This is a genomic window from Streptosporangium sp. NPDC002544 (genome assembly GCF_040295965.1).
Classification (GTDB): domain Bacteria; phylum Actinomycetota; class Actinomycetes; order Streptosporangiales; family Streptosporangiaceae; genus Streptosporangium.
In genome coordinates this window covers 186,957-205,566 of sequence record NZ_JBEOWJ010000010.1, presented here as the reverse complement: position 1 = coordinate 205,566, position 18,610 = coordinate 186,957, and the positions used below count along the sequence as shown (strand labels likewise).

Sequence of the window (18,610 nt, the reverse complement as noted above, 5' to 3'; positions counted from 1 at the left end):
TCAGCCGGCTGTCTTTCACGGGATTGTCGGCGCCAACGGTGAGTCAGATCGGGCGTCCCCAGAGAAGGAATGCACGGCTCCTCGGGTGGACGGCCGTGACCTTCCTTTGAGGGCCGTGGGGTGCGGTTGGTATCGTCTTCCAAGATCAGAAAGGTGGACGATGGGGTTTGGCGGGTCGATCGTGCCCAATGGATTGGAACAGGTCATCGGTCCGGAGGAGCTCTTCTTCTCCACGACGGATCGGCACGGGTTGATCCGCAGCGGGAACTCCGTCTTCGTCCGGACCTCCCGGTTCTCCCTGGACGAGCTCACCGGGGCATCACACAACATCGTGCGCCACCCCGACATGCCTGCCGGGGTCTTCCGGTTGCTGTGGGACCGCCTGCTCTCCGGGCGTCCGGCGGGAGCCTACGTGCGGAACCTGGCCAAGGACGGCAGCCACTACTGGGTTTTCGCCACCATGACGCCCTCGGCGGAGGGTTTCCTGTCGGTTCGGATGGCGCCGCGGTCCGAGCTGTTCGAGGAGGTCAAGCGCATATACAAGTATGTCGCCGACGTCGAGACCGAGGCGGCCGAGCGCGGTCGGATGAACCGGCGTGACGTGGCGCTGTTCGGTAGGGAACAGATCGAACAGCTGCTGGGAGAGTGCGGATTCGGCTCGCATGACGACTTCCTCACCGAGGCGCTGACCGCCGAGGTCGCGGCGCGCGGCCGGTTGGCTTCCGCGACCTGTGCCCGGCCCTGGGCGCGGGGACCGATCGCGGAGGTGCTGGCCGGGGTCGGAGCGCTGGAAACGCTGCTGACCGGCCTGGTGGAGCGGCTGGAGAGCTATCGGGTGTTCAGCGACCGGCTCATGCGGTCGTCCACCCAGGTGCTCGACGTCGCCCGCCGGCTCGACGAGGTGGTCGCCGGAGCCCAGGTCGCCTCCGAGACGGTCGCCGACACCGTACCGGTGCTGAGCAACGTCGCCCAGGTGATGGCCACGCCGACGCGCACCGCGATGGGCACGCTGGAGCGGCTGGTGCCCAGGCTCGCCGCGCTGCGCTCGTACGTCACGGACCTGCGCTTCCGGATCGTGCTGGCGAGCCTGCACAACGACATGGTCGCCGCGTTCGCCGCCGAGGTCGCGGACGGTCTCGCGCCGCGCACCTCGCTGAGCGAGGTGCCCCAGCTCTGCGATGCCGTGCAGGAGAGCGTGCTGGAGATGTCGGCCAGGGCACAGCAGGTGAACCAGACACTGCGCGAGGTCGTCTCCGAGATCGCCGAGGCGGGCGAGCGGCTCACGGAGTTCCGCTGGTTCCTTGGGAAGTGGCGGATGCTCGTCCTGCGTCACCGGGTCGAGGGCGCACTCGGTGATCTGGTGCGGCCGATCGACGACGAGTTCGCCGCGATCTGGGACGGCCTGGACATGCTGCACGCGCTGGGCAGGGAGTTCGAGGCCTCGGCCGTGCCGTTTGATGTCCGGGAGCTGGAGGCGCAGGTGGACCGGGTCAGGGCCGCGGCCACCGAGTACCGCGACGCGTTCTGAGCCGGGTCCGGCCGCGAGGTTCGCGCTGATCCTCATGAAGTAGGGCGCATAGGCCACAATCGGTCTCGTGCAGTTCGGGATCCTGGGGCCGTTGGAGGTGCGGACGGGGGAGGGGGAACCCGTCTCCGTCGGCGGCCCCCGGTCGCGTGCCCTGCTGGTGCTGCTCCTGCTTGACGCGGGCCGGCTGGTCAGCGTGGACCGGTTGATAGACGGGCAGTACGGTGACGATCCTCCGGCCGGTGCGGCCAACGCGATCCAGGCCCAGGTGTCCCGGCTCCGCCGCGGCCTGCCGCCCGGCCTGATCACGTTTCACCGGGCCGGATACCGGCTCGCGGTCGACCCCGATGACGTCGACGCGCACCGGTTCGAGCGGCTCGCGCGCGAGGGGCACAGGCTGCTGACCGCAGGCCGGCATGAGCATGCCGCGAGGGTGCTCAGCGAAGGACTGGCGCTGTGGCGAGGGCCCGCGCCGGCCGGCATGCCGCAGGCGGCCCGGCTGGAAGAGCTACGGCTGGCGGCGCGGGAGGACCTGGTCGAGGCCGAGCTCGCGCTCCCGGAGGGCACCTCGATAGCCGAGTTGCGGCAGTTGGCGGCCGAGAACCCGTTGCGCGAGCGGCTGTGCGGCCAGCTCATGCGGGCGCTGCACGCCTCCGGGCAGCAGGCCGCGGCGCTGGCCGTCTTCGACGAGGTCAGGCGGCTGCTGGCGGACGAGCTCGGTGCCGACCCGTCGCCGGAACTGGCGGCGCTTCACCTGGCGATCCTGCGCGGCGCGGAGAGGCCCGGGACGGTACGGCATCGGCTGCCCGCGCAGCTCACCGGCTTCGTGGGCCGCGAGGCCGAGCTGGACCGGATCGACTCGCTGCGGGACTCCCGTCTGATCACCCTGACCGGTACGGGCGGCACCGGCAAGACGAGGCTGGCCATCGAGGCGGCCCGCCGCCTGACGCGGGACGTGTGCTTCGTCGATCTGTCCCCGCTCGACGACGGAGGTCAGATCCCCCTGGCGGTGCTCGGCGCGCTCGGTCTGCGCGAGGCAAGGCTGCGGTCACCGGTGCCGGGCCGGCTCGACCCCACGGGCCGGCTCGTGGCGGCTCTGGCAGACCAGGAGCTCCTGCTCGTCCTGGACAACTGCGAGCACGTGATCGCTCCGGCCGCGGCGCTCGTCCGGCGGCTGCTCGACGCCTGCCCGGAACTGGCCGTGCTGGCCACCAGCCGCGAGCCGCTCGGGCTCACCGGCGAGATGCTCGTCCCGCTCTCGCCGCTGGCCGTACCGCCCCCTGGCACGGATCTTGACGACGCACTCGGCTATCCCTCGGTGCGGCTGTTCATGGAGCGAGCCGCCGCCGTACGTCCCGGCTCCGTGATGAGAGCCGAGGTCGCCGAGATCTGCGGCATGCTGGACGGGCTGCCGCTGGCCATCGAGCTGGCGGCGGCGAGGCTGAGGTCGTTCACCGTCAAGGAGATCGTCGCGCGCCTGAGGGAGTACGGCCGGTTCACGCTGCTGTCCCGTGGTGATCGCACCGCGGCGGCACGGCATCGGACGCTGTACGCGGTGGTGGACTGGAGCTGGAGCCTGCTCAGCCCCGAGGAGCAGGCGCTGGCCGCGCGGTTCTCGGTGTTCTCGGGCAGCTCGTCCCTGGAGGCCGTCGAACGGATCTGCGGATCCGGCGAGGTGCTGGCCGGCCTGGTGGACAAGTCGCTCATCGAGGCAGGCGACGGCCGCTACCGGATGCTCGACACGATCCGCCTGTTCTGTGCGGAGCGGCTGGCCGAGGCGGGGGAGCGGGAGCGGGTGCGTGCCGGGCACGCCGCCTACTTCCTGGAGCTGGCACAGCGCGCCGACCCGTGGTTGCGCCGGGCCGAGCAGCTCGAATGGCTGGCCCTGCTCTCCGCCGAGCAGAGCAACCTGCGGGCCGCGCTGGGCCGTGCCGTACCGGATGACCCTGAGACGGCGCTGCGGCTGATCGCGGCCCTGGCGGCGTACCAGTGGCTGAGCGGGCGGCGGGAACAGGCGGTCTCGTCGGCGCGCCGGCTGCTCGAACGGTTCGGCACCGAGCCGCCCGAAGGACTGGAGGAGGAGTACGTCCTGTGCGTGTTGCAGGCCGTACCGCATGTCCTGCCGGCGCAGTGGGCGCGGGCCGAGGAGATCATGCGGTCGCTGGACCGGGAGCTGCGCTACCCCTTCACGTCCGTTCTGTGGGGCATGGTCGCGGGGCCACCGGCTCCCGGGGCCGGCCTGATGCGGGAGCGGCTGCTCGGCTCCGACCCGTGGAGCCGAGCCGTGGTCATGCTCGGGGTGTCCCTGATGCACCTGCTTGACGGCCACGTGGCCGATGCCGAGGGAGAGCTGGAGTCGACACTGGCGAGCTTCCGCTCCGTGGGCGAGCGCTGGGGGATGGCGCAGGGGCTCGAATGGCTGGGAGTGATCGCCGGCTGGCGGGGGGACTGGGCGCGGGCCAGGCGGCTGTGGGGGGAGGCCCTGGATCTGCACGAACAGCTCGGCGCTCTGGACGAGATGGTGGATGTGCTCTGCCGGAGGGCCGACGGGCTGCTGCGCGAGGGCGATGTTCCCGCGGCCCGCGCCGACCTGCGGCGCGCCACCGAGCTGGCGCGCGGGACGAGCGCGTCGCACCGGTCGCCGATCGAGCTGGGCTGGGGTGAACTCGCCCGGCTGTGCCGCGATCACGCACGGGCACGCGAACACTACGCGGCGGCGCTGGACGCCGCCGGCCCAGGCGGTTACGTCACCGAGAGCATCGCGTCGCTCGTGCTCACCGCGCTGGGACGGCTGGCCGAGGCAGAGGGCGACCACACGGAGGCCGGGCGCCGTCACGGCGAGGCGCTCGCGCTGGTGCGCACGTCACCGGCGGTGACGATGGATCTCGCCCAGGTCACCGAGGGGTACGCGGGGCTTGCCCTGCTCGAAGGCGCGGCGGAGCGGGCCGCGTTCCTGCTCGGTGTGGGGGTGGCGTTGCGCGGTGCGGCCGTCACCGGCGACCCTGACGTCGCGAGGGTCGCCGCGGGCGCCACGGAGCTCATCGGCGCGGAGGCCTTCGCCGCGGAGTTCGCCAGGGGCGCCGCGCTGAGCCGGGACGATGCGCTGACAGCCATCTCCTGACTGTCAGCCGGTTGTCACCGGCCTGTCAGCGCTCCCGGTGAGGCTCGGGGACATGAGGAACAGCAACGTCCTGATCTCCGGCGCCAGTATCGGCGGCCCCGCTCTCGCCTACTGGCTCAACCGCTACGGCCACACCGTGACCGTGGTCGAGAAGGCCCCCGCCCTGCGCCTCGGAGGCCAGGCGGTCGACTTCAAAGGCGAGACCCACCTGTCGGTGCTGGAGCGGATGGGCATCCTGGAGGACGTACGGCGGTTGCAGACCGGCGGGAGCGACCAGGAGATCGTTGACGCGAACGGCCGCAGGCTGGCGGTGATGCCCGGCGAGTTCACCGGTGGCGATCTGGAGATCCCGCGCGGGGAGTTGTCCCGGCTGCTGTACGACAGGACGCTCGCCGCCGGGTGCCGGTACGTCTTCGGCGACTCCATCACCTCGCTCACCGAGACCGAGGGCGGCGTCCACGTCACGTTCGAGCACGGTGCTCCGCAGGTCTTCGACCTGGTGGTGGGCGCGGACGGCATCCACTCCAACGTTCGCCGGCTGGCCTTCGGCCCCGAGGCCGACCATGTCCGCTTCCTCGGCCACTACTACGCCCTGGCCGACCTTCCACAGCGCTTCGGGAAGATCGCGAAAATGTACAACGAGCCCGGCAGGCTGGTCGCCATCGGGGGGCCCGGAGCCGATGTCTTCTTCGCCTTCGCCTCGCCGCCGCTCGACTACGACCGCTACGACGTGGAGGCGATGAAGCGGATCGTGATCGACGCCTATGCCGGGATGGGCTGGCAGACCCCCGCGGTCCTCGACGCGGTACGGCAGGCGGACGACTTCTACCTCGACTCGATCAGCCAGGTCCGGATGGAGCGCTACGCCAGGGGCCGCGTCGTGCTGCTCGGTGACGCCGCCTACGGCAACACGCTGGGCGGTTTCGGCACCGGCCTGGCCATGGTCGGCGCGTACGTCCTGGCCGGAGAGCTCGCGGCGGCGGACGGGGACCATCAGGTCGCCTTCCGGCGCTACGAGGAGGGGTTCCGCGGCTACGCCAGGATCGCCAGGAACGGCAACGCCGGTCCCTTCCTCGCCCCCGGCACCCCGGGCCGGATCCGGATGCGCAACTGGATTTTCCGCTACGGATTCCTGCTGAAGCTGATGCTGAGGCTGACCGACAGGTTCGCGACCAACATAACCCTCAAGGACTACCCGTCGATGGTGCGCCGCTGACCCGGCGCGGGTCAGGACGCCGGTCATCGGCGGGCTCCTTCAGGTGGAGGGTGTCGGGGCGCGCTCGCCGTCGAGCGGCGCGTACATCGCGCTCCGCCTGTCGAAGAGCCCCACCGTGACGAAGTAGACGTTGGCGATCACCATGAGCGTGATCGACGTGCCGGCGTACAGAGCGGTGCCGAGCGCGGGGACGGCGTCGACCGGCAGCGTGTAGGCCATGACCACGCGCGCCGCGGAGTCGAGGAGGGTGCCGGCGCCCCACAGGACGGTCGTGACCCGCCAGGCCCTGCGGAAGCGGGGGATCCGCTCCCACAGCACGTCCCACGTCTCGCCGGTGCCGCGGACCGGGAACCTGTGCTCCAGTAGCGGCCGGCTGAACAGGAAGGTGAGCGGCATCCCGACCCGCAGGCTGGCCAGGAACCAGAGCCCGACGGCGGCCGTCAGCCACCCTTCCCTGGCGAGCAGGAACCGCTCGCTGCCGCTGATCAGCGACGCCCCCACGCCCAGCACCATCATGGCCGTCATGAAAACGGAGAGCCCGTCGACCCTGCGCTCCCTGACCAGCGTGTAGGTGCCCATGGCCGCGGGCACCACGCTCGTGACGAGCAGGGACAGGTAGACGCTCATCCCGGCCGAGCGCAGCACGTAGTACAGGGCGGCCGGTACGAGCAGGTCGACCAGCAGGCGCAGCAGCGTGCGCCGCCTGCTCGGGGCGCTCACGGCCCGCTCCTGGTCGCCAGGTCGAACAGCGTCACCAGTTCCTCGGCGCAGGCGGTGAGGTCGAGATCGGGTCTGGCCTCCAGCAGGAACGGCAGGCCGTCCAGGGCGCGCTGTACGGTCGCCGCCATGACGAAGGTGTCGAAGTCGCGGAACTCGCCGCCGCGCTGCCCGTCGCGCAGGATGCGCTGGAGGTGGCCGAGGACCTCGTTCTCGTCGCCCTCGTCGTAGGAGCGGCTCGCTCCGCCCTCGTCGCGGAAGTTGAGGAAGATCTCCATCATCGCCCGCATCCGTGGGCGGTTGTCCGCGATATACGCGACCAGCGCGGTGATGTAGGTGCGCAGCGCGTCACGGGCACAGGTCACGCCGGCCATCCGCCCGGCCATGAACCGTCCGATGTGATCGTAGAACTCGGCGACGGCCGCGCTCATCAGCTCGTCCTTGCCGGCGAAGTGGTACGAGATCAGGCGGGTGCTGCTCAGCCCCGCCCGTTCGGCGATCCTGGCGAAGGACGCCTGGCCGTAGCCGAGCTCGGCGATCGTCTCGATGGTCGCCGCGATGATCTGGGCGCGCCTGGCCGCGCCGGTGAAGGAGCGCTCGGCGGACGTTTCCCTGCCCTGACTTACTTGCATGAGTAAAAAATACGTCATATGAGTAATGCAGGCAAGCGTGCCGGGCCCGGTAAGGCCGGCTGTCCCGTCCGATTCGCGTGCCGCTCGCCGGCCGGTGAGCGGCACGTGGTCCGTGCGCGCCCGCGTCGTGTCCGGGGCCCTCGGGCGACGGGATCGAAAGGTGTCGCGAGTGCGGGCGGGATGGTTGGATCGGGAGGCATGGCGGTTGGTGATCCTCATCGGGTGGTCGAGGCGGTCTGGCGGATCGAGTCCGCGCGGGTGATCGCGGGGCTTGCCCGGATGGTGCGCGATGTCGGCCTGGCCGAGGAACTCGCGCAGGACGCCCTGGTCCTGGCGCTTGAGCAGTGGCCGAAATCCGGCGTACCGGATAATCCAGGAGCCTGGCTCATGCTGACCGCCAAGCACCGGGCGATCGACCTGCTCCGCCGCAGGACCCGCTACGAGCACAAGCTCGAAGAGGTCGGCCGGGACATGGAGATCCGTCAGGAGGCGGCCGAGGCCGAGCTGGACGACGCCCTCGACGACCACATCGGTGACGACGTGCTGCGCCTGCTCTTCACCGCCTGCCATCCGGTGCTGTCCACCGAGGGGCGCCTGGCGCTCACCCTGCGCCTGCTCGGCGGCCTGACCACCGAGGAGATCGCACGTGCCTTCCTGGTGCCGGAACCGACGGTCGGGCAGCGGATCTTCCGGGCCAAGCGCACCCTCGCCGAGAAGCGGGTGCGCATCGAGCTGCCCGCCCCGGCCGAGCTGGGCGAGCGTCTCGCATCGGTGCTGGAGGTCGTCTATCTCATCTTCAACGAGGGCTACTCGGCGACCGCCGGTGACGACTGGATGCGCCCCTCGCTCTGCGAGGAGGCGCTGCGCCTGGGCCGGATCCTGGCGGGTCTGATGCCGCGGGAGGCCGAGGCGCACGGCCTCGTCGCCCTGATGGAGATCCAGGCGTCGCGCCTCCGGGCCAGGACGGGGCCGGACGGTGAGCCGGTCCTGATCCCCGACCAGGACCGGGGGCTGTGGGACCGGCTACTGATCCGCCGGGGGCTGGAGGCGCTCGAACGTGCCGAGGCGCTCGGCACGCTCGGTCCCTACGGCCTGCAGGCCGCGATCGCGGCCTGCCACGCCCGTGCGCGGTCCACCGACGACACCGACTGGGAACGGATGGCCGCCCTCTACCGGGTGCTCGCCCACCTCGCCCCCTCACCCGTGGTGGAGTTGAACCGCGCGGTCGCGGTGAGCAGGGCGTACGGCCCGGCGCGGGGCCTGGAGATCGTGGACGGGCTGGCGGCGGAGCGTGCGCTGAGGGGCTATCCGCAACTGCCCGCCGTACGGGGTGATCTGCTCGTGAGACTGGGCCGTCTCGACGAGGCGCGCGAGGAGTTCGAACGGGCCGCCGAACTCACCCGCAACGAGCGCGAGCGGACCCTCTTCCTCGCCCGGGCGGCCGCCACCCACGGGTGAGCGAAAGCGGCACCCCCGTCGGACGATGTCAGGGGCGGTCCGTGACCTCGAACCCGCTCCTGCCAGGTGGCGAAGGTAGTCGCCGGGCCCTGCTCCGGCCTGACCTCCTCGGCACCGCCGCCCACGCCGAGGCCGTGGGCCTCCCTGCGACAGCGGAGACCCACGGCGTGGGGTGAAACGCCTGATCAGCGAGGAGAGCGCGTTGACCACCGCTGATCAGGCGGGCTCAGAGTGCCTCAGGGGTAGGAGACGAGCTTGGACGGGATCGTGGCCGTGCCGAAGGCGGGGCCGCCGGTGCCGTTGATCACGTGGTTGATCCGCCCGTTGCCGCCGAGGGAGACGGTGAGCAGGCTGTGGAACTTGACGCCGGGCTTCACCGGGGTCTCGAACGCGTTCTCCACCTCGATCGTCGGGTCGACGTTGAAGTAGACGTAGCTGCCGAGGCCCCAGCCCTCATGGGTGTTGACCGCGGGGCCGACCTTGTAGGCGGCCCAGCCCTTGGTGCTGCCGTTCATGTAGGCCGCCTGGTTCGGCGGGTCGTACGCCTTCTCGTTCTGGAAGAAGATCGTCCGGCCGCGCTCGCCGTACCACTCGACGTCGTACTTGCGGTAGTGCTCGACGAACAGGCCGGTCGCCAGGACGTCGTCGCCGTTGACGATCAGGCCGGTCTCGGCGGTGTTGACGTTCCAGCCGATGCCGTCGCCGTGGTCACCGCGCCACAGCCAGGTGTGGTCGATGATCACGTCGTCGCTGTTGACCACCACGCTGGTGGTGGCGTTGCCGGCGAAGGCGCCGCCGATCCGGACGAACACGTCCTGCAGCGTGGTCGGGTTGGCGGCGTGGTCGGCGCTCGACCCCGGCGGGCCGACCTCGATGAGCACGTCGGACTTCTGCGGGCCCGCGTCGACCAGGAAGCCGGCGAGCCGCACGCCGTCCACGTCGGCGACCTTGACCGCGCTGACGCCGCCGTCGGGGATGATCGTGGCCAGGCCGAGACCCAGGACCACGGTGTTCGCCCTGGTCACGTTGATCGGCTGGTTGACGTGGTAGATGCCGGGGGTGAGCAGCAGGTGCAGGCCCTGGCTGAGCGCGGCGTTGATGGTCGCTGCCGTGTCACCGGGCTTGGCGACGTAGAACTGGCTGAGCGGGATCGAGCTTCCGGGGGTGGCGCCGTTCGCCCAGCTCACGCCGCGCGCGTCGGTCCGCTTGGCCGGGACGAACACCCGGTACTCGTTGCCGGAGATGTAGAGGTACGGCTTCTCGCGGCTGATCGGGGTGTTGTCCAGCGTGGTGTAGGACTTGTCGGCGAAGGCGGTGGCGGGAGCGCCCTGCACCCCGGAGAACACCATGTTCCACACGCCGTTGAGCCAGCCGCCGACGGAGCTGTCCCGGGTGTACCACTGCTGCTGCGAGTACGGGCCGACGGCGCCGTCGATCTTGCTGTCGGCGATGTAGCCGCCGCTGGCCCAGCCGTAGCCGGTGGGGGCCAGGTTGAGCGCGCCCTTGATGTGCATGCGACGGAACGGCGCGGCCTGGGAGACGGCCCACTGGTTGGTACCGCCGGGCGGCTGGACCGACAGGTTCTCCGTCGAGCGCCAGAAGTTCTGGGTCGCGTTGCCGCCGAACCAGCCCGCGTCGACGGTCACGCCGTTGACGGTGACGTCGTCGGGGGACTGCCCCAGACCCATGATCGAGGTGTAGAAGCCGACATTGGCGTTCACGTTGTAGGTGCCCGGCTTGAACAGGAAGGCGTGGCGCCCGGTGCCGAACTGGGCCGACTCCTGCTGCTGGAAGACGGTGTCGAGCTGGCCCTGGATGGCGGCGCTGGACATGGACGGGTCGAAGACGTGAACGTTCGGTCCCAGATCCCCGCCGCCGGGGAGCACCGGACCGTCAGACGTGGTGTAAACGGCGAACTCCCACAGTGAGTATCCGTAGCCGGTGGCCCGGGTGGTGCCCTGCATCCGGACGTACCGGGCGGAGCCGCTCACCTCGTGCGACTGAACGCCGCCGGTGGCGCCCGTGACGGTCTTCAGGTCGGTCCAGGTGGTGCCGTTGGTCGACCCCTGGAGCTTGAACGCGCTCGCGTACGCGGCCTCCCAGCGCAGGTCGATCTTGCAGATGGTCTGGGGCGAGCCCAGGTCCACCTGGATCCACTGCGGGTCGCTGGCCGCGCTGGACCAGCGGGTTCCGTTGTTGCCGTCGAAGGCGGCGCTCGCGGGGGTTCCGCCGTTCTCGGTGGACGACGCGGTTGAGGGCTTGTTCAACGCGGCGTTGGTGGTCCCGCACTGGCCCACGGGGTTCGAGCCGCCACCGAAGACCTGGAACTCCCACAGCGAGTATCCGTAGCCGGTGGCCCTCGTGACGCCCTGCATCCGGACATACCGGCCGCTGCCGGTGACGTCCCAGCTGTCGATTCCGCCGTCACCGCCGGTGACGGTCTTCAGGTCCGTCCACGTGGTCCCGTTCTCGGACACCTGGATCTTGTACCCGCTGCCGTACGCGGCCTCCCAGTTCAGCACGACCCTGCTGATGCTGGACGAGGCGCCCAGGTCCACCTGGAGCCACTGGGAGTCGCCGGCCGCGCTGGACCAGCGGGTGCTGGTGTCGCCGTCGACCGCGGCGGCCGGCGGGGTTCCGCCGTTCTCGGTCGAGGAGGCCGTCGCGGTCTTGCCCTGCGACAACAACGTGTCGGCGAAGGCCGGGCTCGACGGTACTGCGAGCAGAGCCGCCACGACTGCCGTGGCAGTCCATAAGGCGGCAGGACGGAACAGACCTCTCATGCTTGTCTCCACAGTGGATCCGGGGGGTGGAAGGTCCGACGGCAGATGAGGCGCGACTACGGCACCCGTAAATCAACGCCTTATTTCTACACTTAATTTAACTCGTCGGAAACATGGGGTCAATAGGTCGTGTGACGCGGATGGGGTGGATCGGGGCCCCGTCCCCGCGTGTGGGAGGCGCCTTGGGCCGCCGGGGTCTGTGCGCCGTCCTCCCGGGGCCCCCCGGGCTCCGCCGGATCCCGCCGCCGTGTCCGATCCCCGCGGACCGGTCTACAAGATCACGTACTGGACGCCGGTCGAGGGCGTCCCGCCGAGCACCCCGCGGTGGCGGACTCCGGGGATGCTGGCTCAATTAATGAGATTAAGCGATATAAGCGCGGATTAATTATTTATCTATGGTAATTCTGATATGCGGAATATTTGTGGTGCTATGAAAGCTTTCGCGTTGTCCACCGCGGCTGTCGCGGTCATCGGCTGCCTGGGGGCCATCGACGTCCGGAGCACCTTCTCCGCCTCCGCCGCGAGTTCCGCCACCGGCGTGGACGGGCAGACGGCCGGGACCGCCGCAACACCGTTTAGGTGGACAGGCGCACGATCGTCACACCGGCAGGCCCCCTCGCCTGCCGGTGAATCGGAGCGTTCAGACGCGGGGCACGACGTGGCCGAAGCGGAACACCCGGGCCGGGTCGTAGTGGTCCTTGAGGGCGTTGAGCCTGCGCAGTGTCGGCTCCGACCAGGCGCGGGCCAGGTCCTCGGGGGCGAGCATCGGCCCGTGGAAGTTGAGCTGCGTCCCGCCGGTCTGCCAGGGAGCCAGGGCGGCGAGCACGGCACCGCCCACGGCCGGGATGACCGTGTCGAGCAGTTCGGGAACGGGGGCGCCGATCACCAGCACGCCGAAGGCGGCGTCCCGCCCGCCCACGGCGTTCGGCCGGCGCGGCTCGCGGCCCAGCGCCCCGCCCAGCTGGCGCACCTCCACGACGGCCAGCGGCACGTCGGCCGTCGGGCCGGCCGCCGCCAGGAGCGCTTCCACGGTCTCCGCGTCGAGCTCGCGCAGCAGGGCACCGCGATCCCAGCTCGGCATGGGGTGCACCGGGTCCTGGTGCACGGAGTCGATCGCGCTGAACGGCATCTGTGCGATCTCGCCGAAGATCGGTTCGGCGACGGCCCGCATCGGGGCGAGGAGGGCCTCCGCCTTGTGGGCGTCGCCGAGGTGGGCGAAGCGCAGGTGGGTCACGAAGCGGCCACGCAGCTGCGGGGGGAGCTCGGGCACCGGGGGCAGGCGCAGCATCGCCACCGAGGTGGTCGTGGCCTCCGGCAGCGTGCCGGCCCAGGTCCGGTAGGCGTGCAGGACGGCGGGGGTGTCCTCGGCGCTGAAGTAGAGGCCGCCCCCGTACAGGGTCGACACCGGGAACAGGTCGATGACCATGGAGGTGACCACGCCGAAGCTGCCCTTGCCACCGCGCAGTCCCCAGAACAGGTCGGGTTCGGTGTCCGGGTCCGTCACCCGGACCATGCCGTCCGCGGTCACCACGGTGATCTCCCGTACGTGGTCGGCGGCGAAGCCGAAGGTCCGTGAGATCGGGCCGATGCCGCCGCCCAGCGTGTAGCCCACCGCCCCCACGCCCGAGGACGAACCGCTCAGGGGCGCCAGGCCGTACGGGGTCGTCTGCGCGATGACGTCCGCCCAGCGGCAGCCCGCGCTGATCCGCGCGGTGCGGCTGGACGAGTCGACGGTGACCTCGCGCATCCTGGAGGTGTTGATCAGCATTGCCCCGTCGGAGGCCTGGACGGCGCCGTGCCCGGTGGCCTGCACGGCGACGGGAAGAGAGTGGTGGACCGCGAAGCGGATCGCCGCCATGACGTCCGCGGTGCGGGTGGCGCCCACGACGACGGCCGGGTGGTGCCGGACCGCGGTGTTGAAACCCGCGGTCTCCTCGTCGTAGCCGTCCTGACCAGGAGACAGGACAGGGCCGGCGACCTGGCCTCGCAGGGCTTCCAGCTCTCCGCCGAGATGCTCGGCCGTGGAAAAGGCGGTACTCATGAGGGTTCTCCCGATGGTGTGAGACGACTCGCGGCGTGGGGCGAGGTCGCAGGGCCTCGATCGGCCCGGTCCTCCAGTTATCGCAGCCGGCACTTGGAGACGGCTGGGTTGTGGCTGCGGGCCGGCGGCCACGGCGATCGGAGTGGTGGCCAGCCGGTCCCGGCCGAGGGCCTAGAGGTCTCCTAGCCGTTTCCTAGACGGCCGTGGGACGCTGCGCGCATGTCTTCGCCACTGGAGTCCCAGCCCTCCAGCACCCTGCTGTTGCGGGAGATCCTGGCATACGCGGGTGTGACGGGTCCCGATCTGCTCGACGAGGCCCTGGCGGAGGCCCTGTCCGAGGTGTCGGTCGCTCGCTGCCGGGCGTACGTGCTGGTCGATCTGGCACGGCCGGTGAACGATCCGCCGGTGGCCGGTGCCCTCGTCGAGGTGGGGCAGCTCGCCCGTGACGCCCGCCTGCGAGCCCTGGTCGTCGCGCTGCCACACCGGGGACGGGGGCTCGGCCGGAGGCTGCTGGGCGACCTGCTGACGGAGATGCGCGCGGACGGCGTCCAACAGGTGCGCTACCGTGTGGCGGCGGCGGATCCGGGAACGTTCTCACTCCTTGGCTCCTCCGGTTTCGTCGCCGCGGACAGAACCCCCATTGCGGCCTGCCGGTACGATGGACCCGCGATCGAGGCATTGGCGGTCGCGTGGCTCGTGCGGGAGTTGTGATGCTCGCGAACGGTGGCGAAGCACCGGATACCGTCCAGGCTGCGGCGTGCCTGGATTTCCGCATTCTCGGACCGGTGGAGGTGGCCGACGGCACCGGTGCGCTCCTCGACCTCGGATCCCGCAAGCAGCGGGCCGTGCTGACGCTCCTGGTGCTCAACGCGCCCCATGTCGCCCCCCTCGACCAGATGATCGACCGGCTCTGGGCCGACGAGCCGCCGTCCAGCGCGACAGGAACGCTCCAGGCGTACATCTCCCAGCTCCGTAGGATCCTCGAACCGCTGCGCAGCCCTCGGTCCCCCGCTCGCGTCCTGCGGACCCGGGAGCCTGGGTACCTGCTGGACATCTCGCCCGATCAGGTGGATGCCAACCGCTTCAGCCGGGCCGTCGAGGAGGCGCAGGCCGCCCTGGCCGATGGGCGGGCGTGGGAGGCCGAGCGATCTCTGGACGCGGCACTCGGCGCCTGGCGAGGTGAGCCGCTCGCCGACTTCTCCGACCGCTCCTTCGTGGGGCCCACCGTGGCCCGCCTCACCGAGGCGCGCCTGTCGGCGCTGTCCACGCGGGCCGAGGCGTGGCTGCTGCTCGGCAGGTTCAGCGAGGCCGCGGTCGAGGCCGGGCATCTGCTCGATCTCGATCCCTACCGGGAGGGGTCCTGGGCGCTGCTCATGCGCGCCCTGTACCGCGACCGCAGGCAGGCCGAGGCGCTGGCCGCCTACCAGCGCTGTCGCACCCTCCTCGGTGACGAACTCGGGCTCGATCCCAGCCTTGAACTGCGCCGTCTCGAACAGGCCATCCTCGACCAGGACGAGTCTCTCGAAGGCTCCTGGCCGTCGATCGCGCGCGGGGAGGAGATCTCGCCCGCGCGCGGGGACGGATCGTCCCGCGGAGAAGACGTCGTGGTTCCCCGGGCGGCAAGGGAGTGGCGCGTCCCCGCTCCGCGTGGGCGCAGGCTCGTGGGCAGGGAGCCCCACCTGCACCGGATCCGGGAGCGGGTGCGGGACACGGCCCGTGGTGCGGGAGGTGTGCTGCTGGTCAGCGGCGAGTCCGGTGTCGGCAAGACCCGTCTGGCGGAGGCCGCGGCCGAGATCGCCGGGGAACTGGGCGTCACCCCGGTGTGGAGCCGGTGCGTCGAAGGGCGTGGCGCGCCCGCGTTCTGGCCGTGGATCCAGGTGCTGACCGCCCTCGAAGAAGAGGCGGAGGCCGGCGCCGGAGGGCTTGAGGCTGTGACCCGGGAGGCAGCGGGGGTCGAGAACGTGATCCGCCGGTTGACGGGCGCGGACGGGGCCTCGGTCGCGGACGATCCCGACACCGCGCGCTTCCTGTTGCACGACGCGGTGGCCAGGGCGCTGTCACGACGGGCGGGCGCGGCACCGGTGCTCATCCTCATGGAGGACGTCCACTGGGCGGACGCCGCATCCCTGAAGCTGCTGACCTTCCTCGGCGGCGACCTGCACCGGGTGCCGTTGCTCGTGCTGGCGACCCTGCGCCCCGAGGCCGCCGAGGCGCGGCCGGCGCTGACGGACGCGCTAGGCGATCTGGTCCGACAGCGCGGTACCGAGCGGATGAACGTCACCGCGTTCACGCGGGAGCAGGTCGCCGACTACCTGGACGACGCGGGCCCTGACGATCCGGGCCGGTCCGGCCGTGCGGACATCGGCCCCGACCCGGCCCTGGCCCGCGCGCTGCACGACCGTACCGGTGGCAACCCCTTCTTCCTCGGCGAGGTGCTCCGCCTGCTGGACAGCGTCTCGCCCCTGGACCAGGTCGCCGCCGCGGACGTCACCTCCCTCTCCGTCCCCGAGGGGGTACGCGACGTCATCACCCAGCGGGTCTCGCGGCTGCCCGAGGACTCCCAGACGCTCCTGCGGGCAGCCGCGGTGATCGGCAGGGACGTCGACGCGGACGTGCTGGAAGCCGCCACCGGGATCGGCGGCGCCCGGATGATGATGCTGCTCGAACCCGCGGTGGCGACCGGCCTGCTCACCGAGGTGGCCGGAGGCTGGGACTATCGCTTCTCGCACGCGCTCGTCCGCGAGGCTCTCTACACGGGGCTGAGCCGGCTGCAGCGGGCGCAGATCCACGGGCGGGTGGGCGAGGCGGTCGAGAATCTTCACCCGGGAAACCTGGAGCCGAGGTTGCCCGTGCTCGCCCACCACTTCGGTATGGCGGCCAGGATCGGCCACTCGGCCAAGGCGACGTCGTACGCCGTCAGGGCGGCGATACAGGCGGCGGCCCGCCTCGCCTATGACGAGGCGGTCATGTTCTGGGAGCAGGCGCTCGCGGCGCTCGATCCGCAGTCCGCAGATTCGGCGTTCAGCCGCGGTGCCCTGCTCATCGAGCTGGGACGGGCGCGCAGGGTGGCCGGCGACGTGATCGCGGCGCACACCGCCCTGGACGAGGCCGTGACCCTCGCCACCCGTATGGGCGACGACGCGGCGGTGATCGAGGCGGCGACGGTCTTCGGCGGGGTGACGCTGTGGAACTGGCGCGCCTACGGCGTGGTGGACACGCGCATGATCGACGTGCTGGAGGACCAGCTGAACCGGCTGCCACCCGGGCGGGAGGCGGTCAGGGCCGAGCTGCTGGGAACCCTCGGGGTGGAGCTCTACTACAGCGAACGGCGGTGGGAGGGAGCGCGTCTCGCGGCCGAGGCGGTCGCGCTCGCCCGGCGGGCCGGTGACCACCGCCTGCTCGCGCGCACGCTCAACAACTTCGTCATCGCCTCATGGACCCCGGAGCACGAGGAGGAGCGCTACCGGGCGACGGAGGAGATCCTGTCCCTCCCCGACCTGCCCCGGGCCGCCGAGATCATCGCCCGCCTGCACCGGATGCCGACCTTCCTGCGCGAGGGAAGGCTGGCCGACTACGACGCCGAGCTGGCCCGCTGCCTGCGCCTGACCGGCGAGGTGCGGATGCCCGAGATCGAGACGCAGGTGACCTACGCCGCGACCGGGCGGGCGATGCTCGACGGCCGCTGGGAGGAGGTGGAGAGGCTTGCCGCGACCGGCGCCGAGAGCTACCGGCGCATCAGCCTCTGGGGCCCGGAGTACATCCATCTCCTCTGCGCCTTCTTCTCGTCCTGGGCACAGGGCCGGCACGGGGTGCTTCTGCCGGAACTGCTTGAGGCCGCCGAGGACGACTCCAACAGCCTGCTGCGCCCCGCCGCCGTACTGGCGGTGATCGAGGCGGGGGACGAGGCGCTCGCCCACCGTCTGATCGACCGGTGGGGCGTCGCCGTCGAGCGTGACTGGGCGTGGCAGTTCGCCACCTGGCAGTGGGGTCTCGTCGCGGCCAGGATCGGCCGTCCCGATCCGTACGGGCTGCTGGAGGAGCTGGAACCCATCGCCGGACAGCTGGTGACGTTGGGAACGGGATGCATCTCCTGGGGGACGGTCCATGATGTGGTCGCCCGGCTGCTCCACAGGATCGGTCGCGCCGAGGACGCCCTGGCGCACGCCGAGCGAGCGCGGGAGACCCACCGCCGCCTCGGGCTGCGGCACCTGGAACACCGCAGCGCCGCGCTGGCCAGGGAGATCCGCGAAAGCTGATCCCTCCGGCCGTCCGTGGCCGAAGCTCTTCCCGGTGAGGTCGCGGCTCTCCGAATCGTCACTTATGGCTGCTGAGTGCCCAGCGGGTTCCAGATCTATCTGGGACTGGACGATTTCCGGACCTCAGAGCGGCGGGCGGGGTCGGGCTACGACTCGCTCGGCGGCGCTGTCCGGTCCGTTCTCCGGCCGAGATAGGTGAGCGGGCCGGAGTCGGCGACCGGGATCTCGTGGAAGCCGAGGCGGTCGTAGAAGGCCCTGGCCGAGGTGTTGACGCTGACCATGCCGAGGTGGACGGCCGGCACCCCCTTGCCGTGCAGCGCGTCGAGGAAGGTGTGCATCAGCGCCCGGCCGTGCCCCCTGCCCTGGTGGTCGGGGAGCAGGTCGATGTGCAGGTGCGCCGGGTACCCGGTCAGCTCCGGCACGACCATGCGCTCGGGACGGTACATCAGGTCGATCATCACCTCGCTCGGCGATGCGGGCGGCCCGTCGAGAGCGGGGAAGCGCTCTCTCATCAGGGGGAGCCACGAGGCCCGGAACGCCCCGGCGAACGCCACGGTGTCCGCGGTGCCGAGGACGTAGCCGACCGCCCGGTCGCCGTCATCGAGGACGAAGGCCAGGTCCGGCTCCAGAAAAACATAGGGAGCTGCGAAGATGCTCGGCATCAGGTCAAGGTCGGGGTAGATGTGCCGGGAGTCGCCGCCCTCGTGAGCGGTCCGCACGCAGATGTCGTAGAGGGCGGCACGGTCGTCGGGATGGTACGGCCGGACAGTCGTCATGGCAGCCATCCTGCCGCGTGTGAAATCGCTCTCACAAGATCTGCCGACGGGGCGGCCCCGTCTCGCCGGTGCCGGCGCATTTCGC

General features: G+C 71.0%; 11 protein-coding genes. 6 read left to right on the top strand and 5 right to left on the bottom strand.

Annotation, left to right across the window (positions count from 1 at the left end; all coding sequences use genetic code 11):
• Window positions 1–160: 160 nt before the first annotated feature.
• The 3 genes from ABT061_RS17760 to ABT061_RS17750 all read left to right on the top strand — a co-directional run bounded on the left by ABT061_RS17760 (window position 161) and on the right by ABT061_RS17750 (window position 5,862).
• Window positions 161–1,528 carry a PAS domain-containing protein gene (locus ABT061_RS17760; RefSeq protein WP_350918364.1) on the top strand — a complete coding sequence of 456 codons (1,368 nt, stop codon included), beginning with the start codon at window positions 161–163 and terminating at the stop codon, window positions 1,526–1,528.
• Window positions 1,529–1,595: 67 nt separating this feature from the next.
• Window positions 1,596–4,646, top strand: a complete 3,051-nt coding sequence (locus ABT061_RS17755; RefSeq protein ID WP_350918361.1) for an AfsR/SARP family transcriptional regulator — start codon at window positions 1,596–1,598, stop codon at window positions 4,644–4,646.
• Between the two features lie 52 nt (window positions 4,647–4,698).
• A complete protein-coding gene (locus ABT061_RS17750) occupies window positions 4,699–5,862 on the top strand; it encodes an FAD-dependent monooxygenase (RefSeq protein ID WP_350918358.1) in 1,164 nt (387 codons plus the stop codon).
• 39 nt (window positions 5,863–5,901) lie between these two features.
• On the opposite strand, the gene ABT061_RS17745 is transcribed toward ABT061_RS17750, so the two are convergent.
• Together ABT061_RS17745 and ABT061_RS17740 are read right to left on the bottom strand one after the other, a co-directional pair.
• Window positions 5,902–6,582 (bottom strand): VC0807 family protein, encoded by a 681-nt coding sequence (locus ABT061_RS17745; RefSeq protein ID WP_350918355.1) that lies wholly within the window; start codon window positions 6,580–6,582, stop codon window positions 5,902–5,904.
• Complete coding sequence (locus ABT061_RS17740) at window positions 6,579–7,211, bottom strand: TetR/AcrR family transcriptional regulator (RefSeq protein WP_350918352.1); 633 nt, start codon at window positions 7,209–7,211, stop codon at window positions 6,579–6,581. Before ABT061_RS17740 ends, ABT061_RS17745 begins: the two co-directional genes overlap by 4 nt.
• A gap of 198 nt (window positions 7,212–7,409) precedes the next feature.
• On the opposite strand from ABT061_RS17740, the gene ABT061_RS17735 reads away from it, so the two are divergent.
• Window positions 7,410–8,669 (top strand): RNA polymerase sigma factor, encoded by a 1,260-nt coding sequence (locus tag ABT061_RS17735; protein WP_350918350.1) that lies wholly within the window; start codon window positions 7,410–7,412, stop codon window positions 8,667–8,669.
• Between the two features lie 236 nt (window positions 8,670–8,905).
• On the opposite strand, the gene ABT061_RS17730 is transcribed toward ABT061_RS17735, so the two are convergent.
• Complete coding sequence (locus ABT061_RS17730) at window positions 8,906–11,452, bottom strand: pectate lyase-like domain-containing protein (protein ID WP_350918348.1); 2,547 nt, start codon at window positions 11,450–11,452, stop codon at window positions 8,906–8,908.
• Between the two features lie 640 nt (window positions 11,453–12,092).
• Entirely contained in the window at window positions 12,093–13,493 is a 1,401-nt protein-coding gene (locus ABT061_RS17725; protein WP_350918345.1) for an FAD-binding oxidoreductase, read from the bottom strand.
• A 219-nt stretch (window positions 13,494–13,712) separates the two neighbouring features.
• Here ABT061_RS17725 and ABT061_RS17720 point away from each other — a divergent pair, with 219 nt between their 5' ends.
• Both ABT061_RS17720 and ABT061_RS17715 read left to right on the top strand, forming a co-directional pair.
• Window positions 13,713–14,204, top strand: a complete 492-nt coding sequence (locus ABT061_RS17720; RefSeq protein ID WP_350918342.1) for a GNAT family N-acetyltransferase — start codon at window positions 13,713–13,715, stop codon at window positions 14,202–14,204.
• Entirely contained in the window at window positions 14,204–17,749 is a 3,546-nt protein-coding gene (locus tag ABT061_RS17715; RefSeq protein WP_350918339.1) for an ATP-binding protein, read from the top strand. The genes ABT061_RS17720 and ABT061_RS17715 overlap by 1 nt, the downstream gene beginning before the upstream one ends.
• Before the next feature lie 146 nt (window positions 17,750–17,895).
• Here the strand turns inward: ABT061_RS17715 and ABT061_RS17710 are convergent, their stop codons facing one another.
• The gene (locus ABT061_RS17710) at window positions 17,896–18,525 is read right to left on the bottom strand and encodes a GNAT family N-acetyltransferase (RefSeq protein WP_350918336.1); all 630 of its coding nucleotides are present in this window, start codon (window positions 18,523–18,525) and stop codon (window positions 17,896–17,898) included.
• Window positions 18,526–18,610 lie beyond the last annotated feature (85 nt).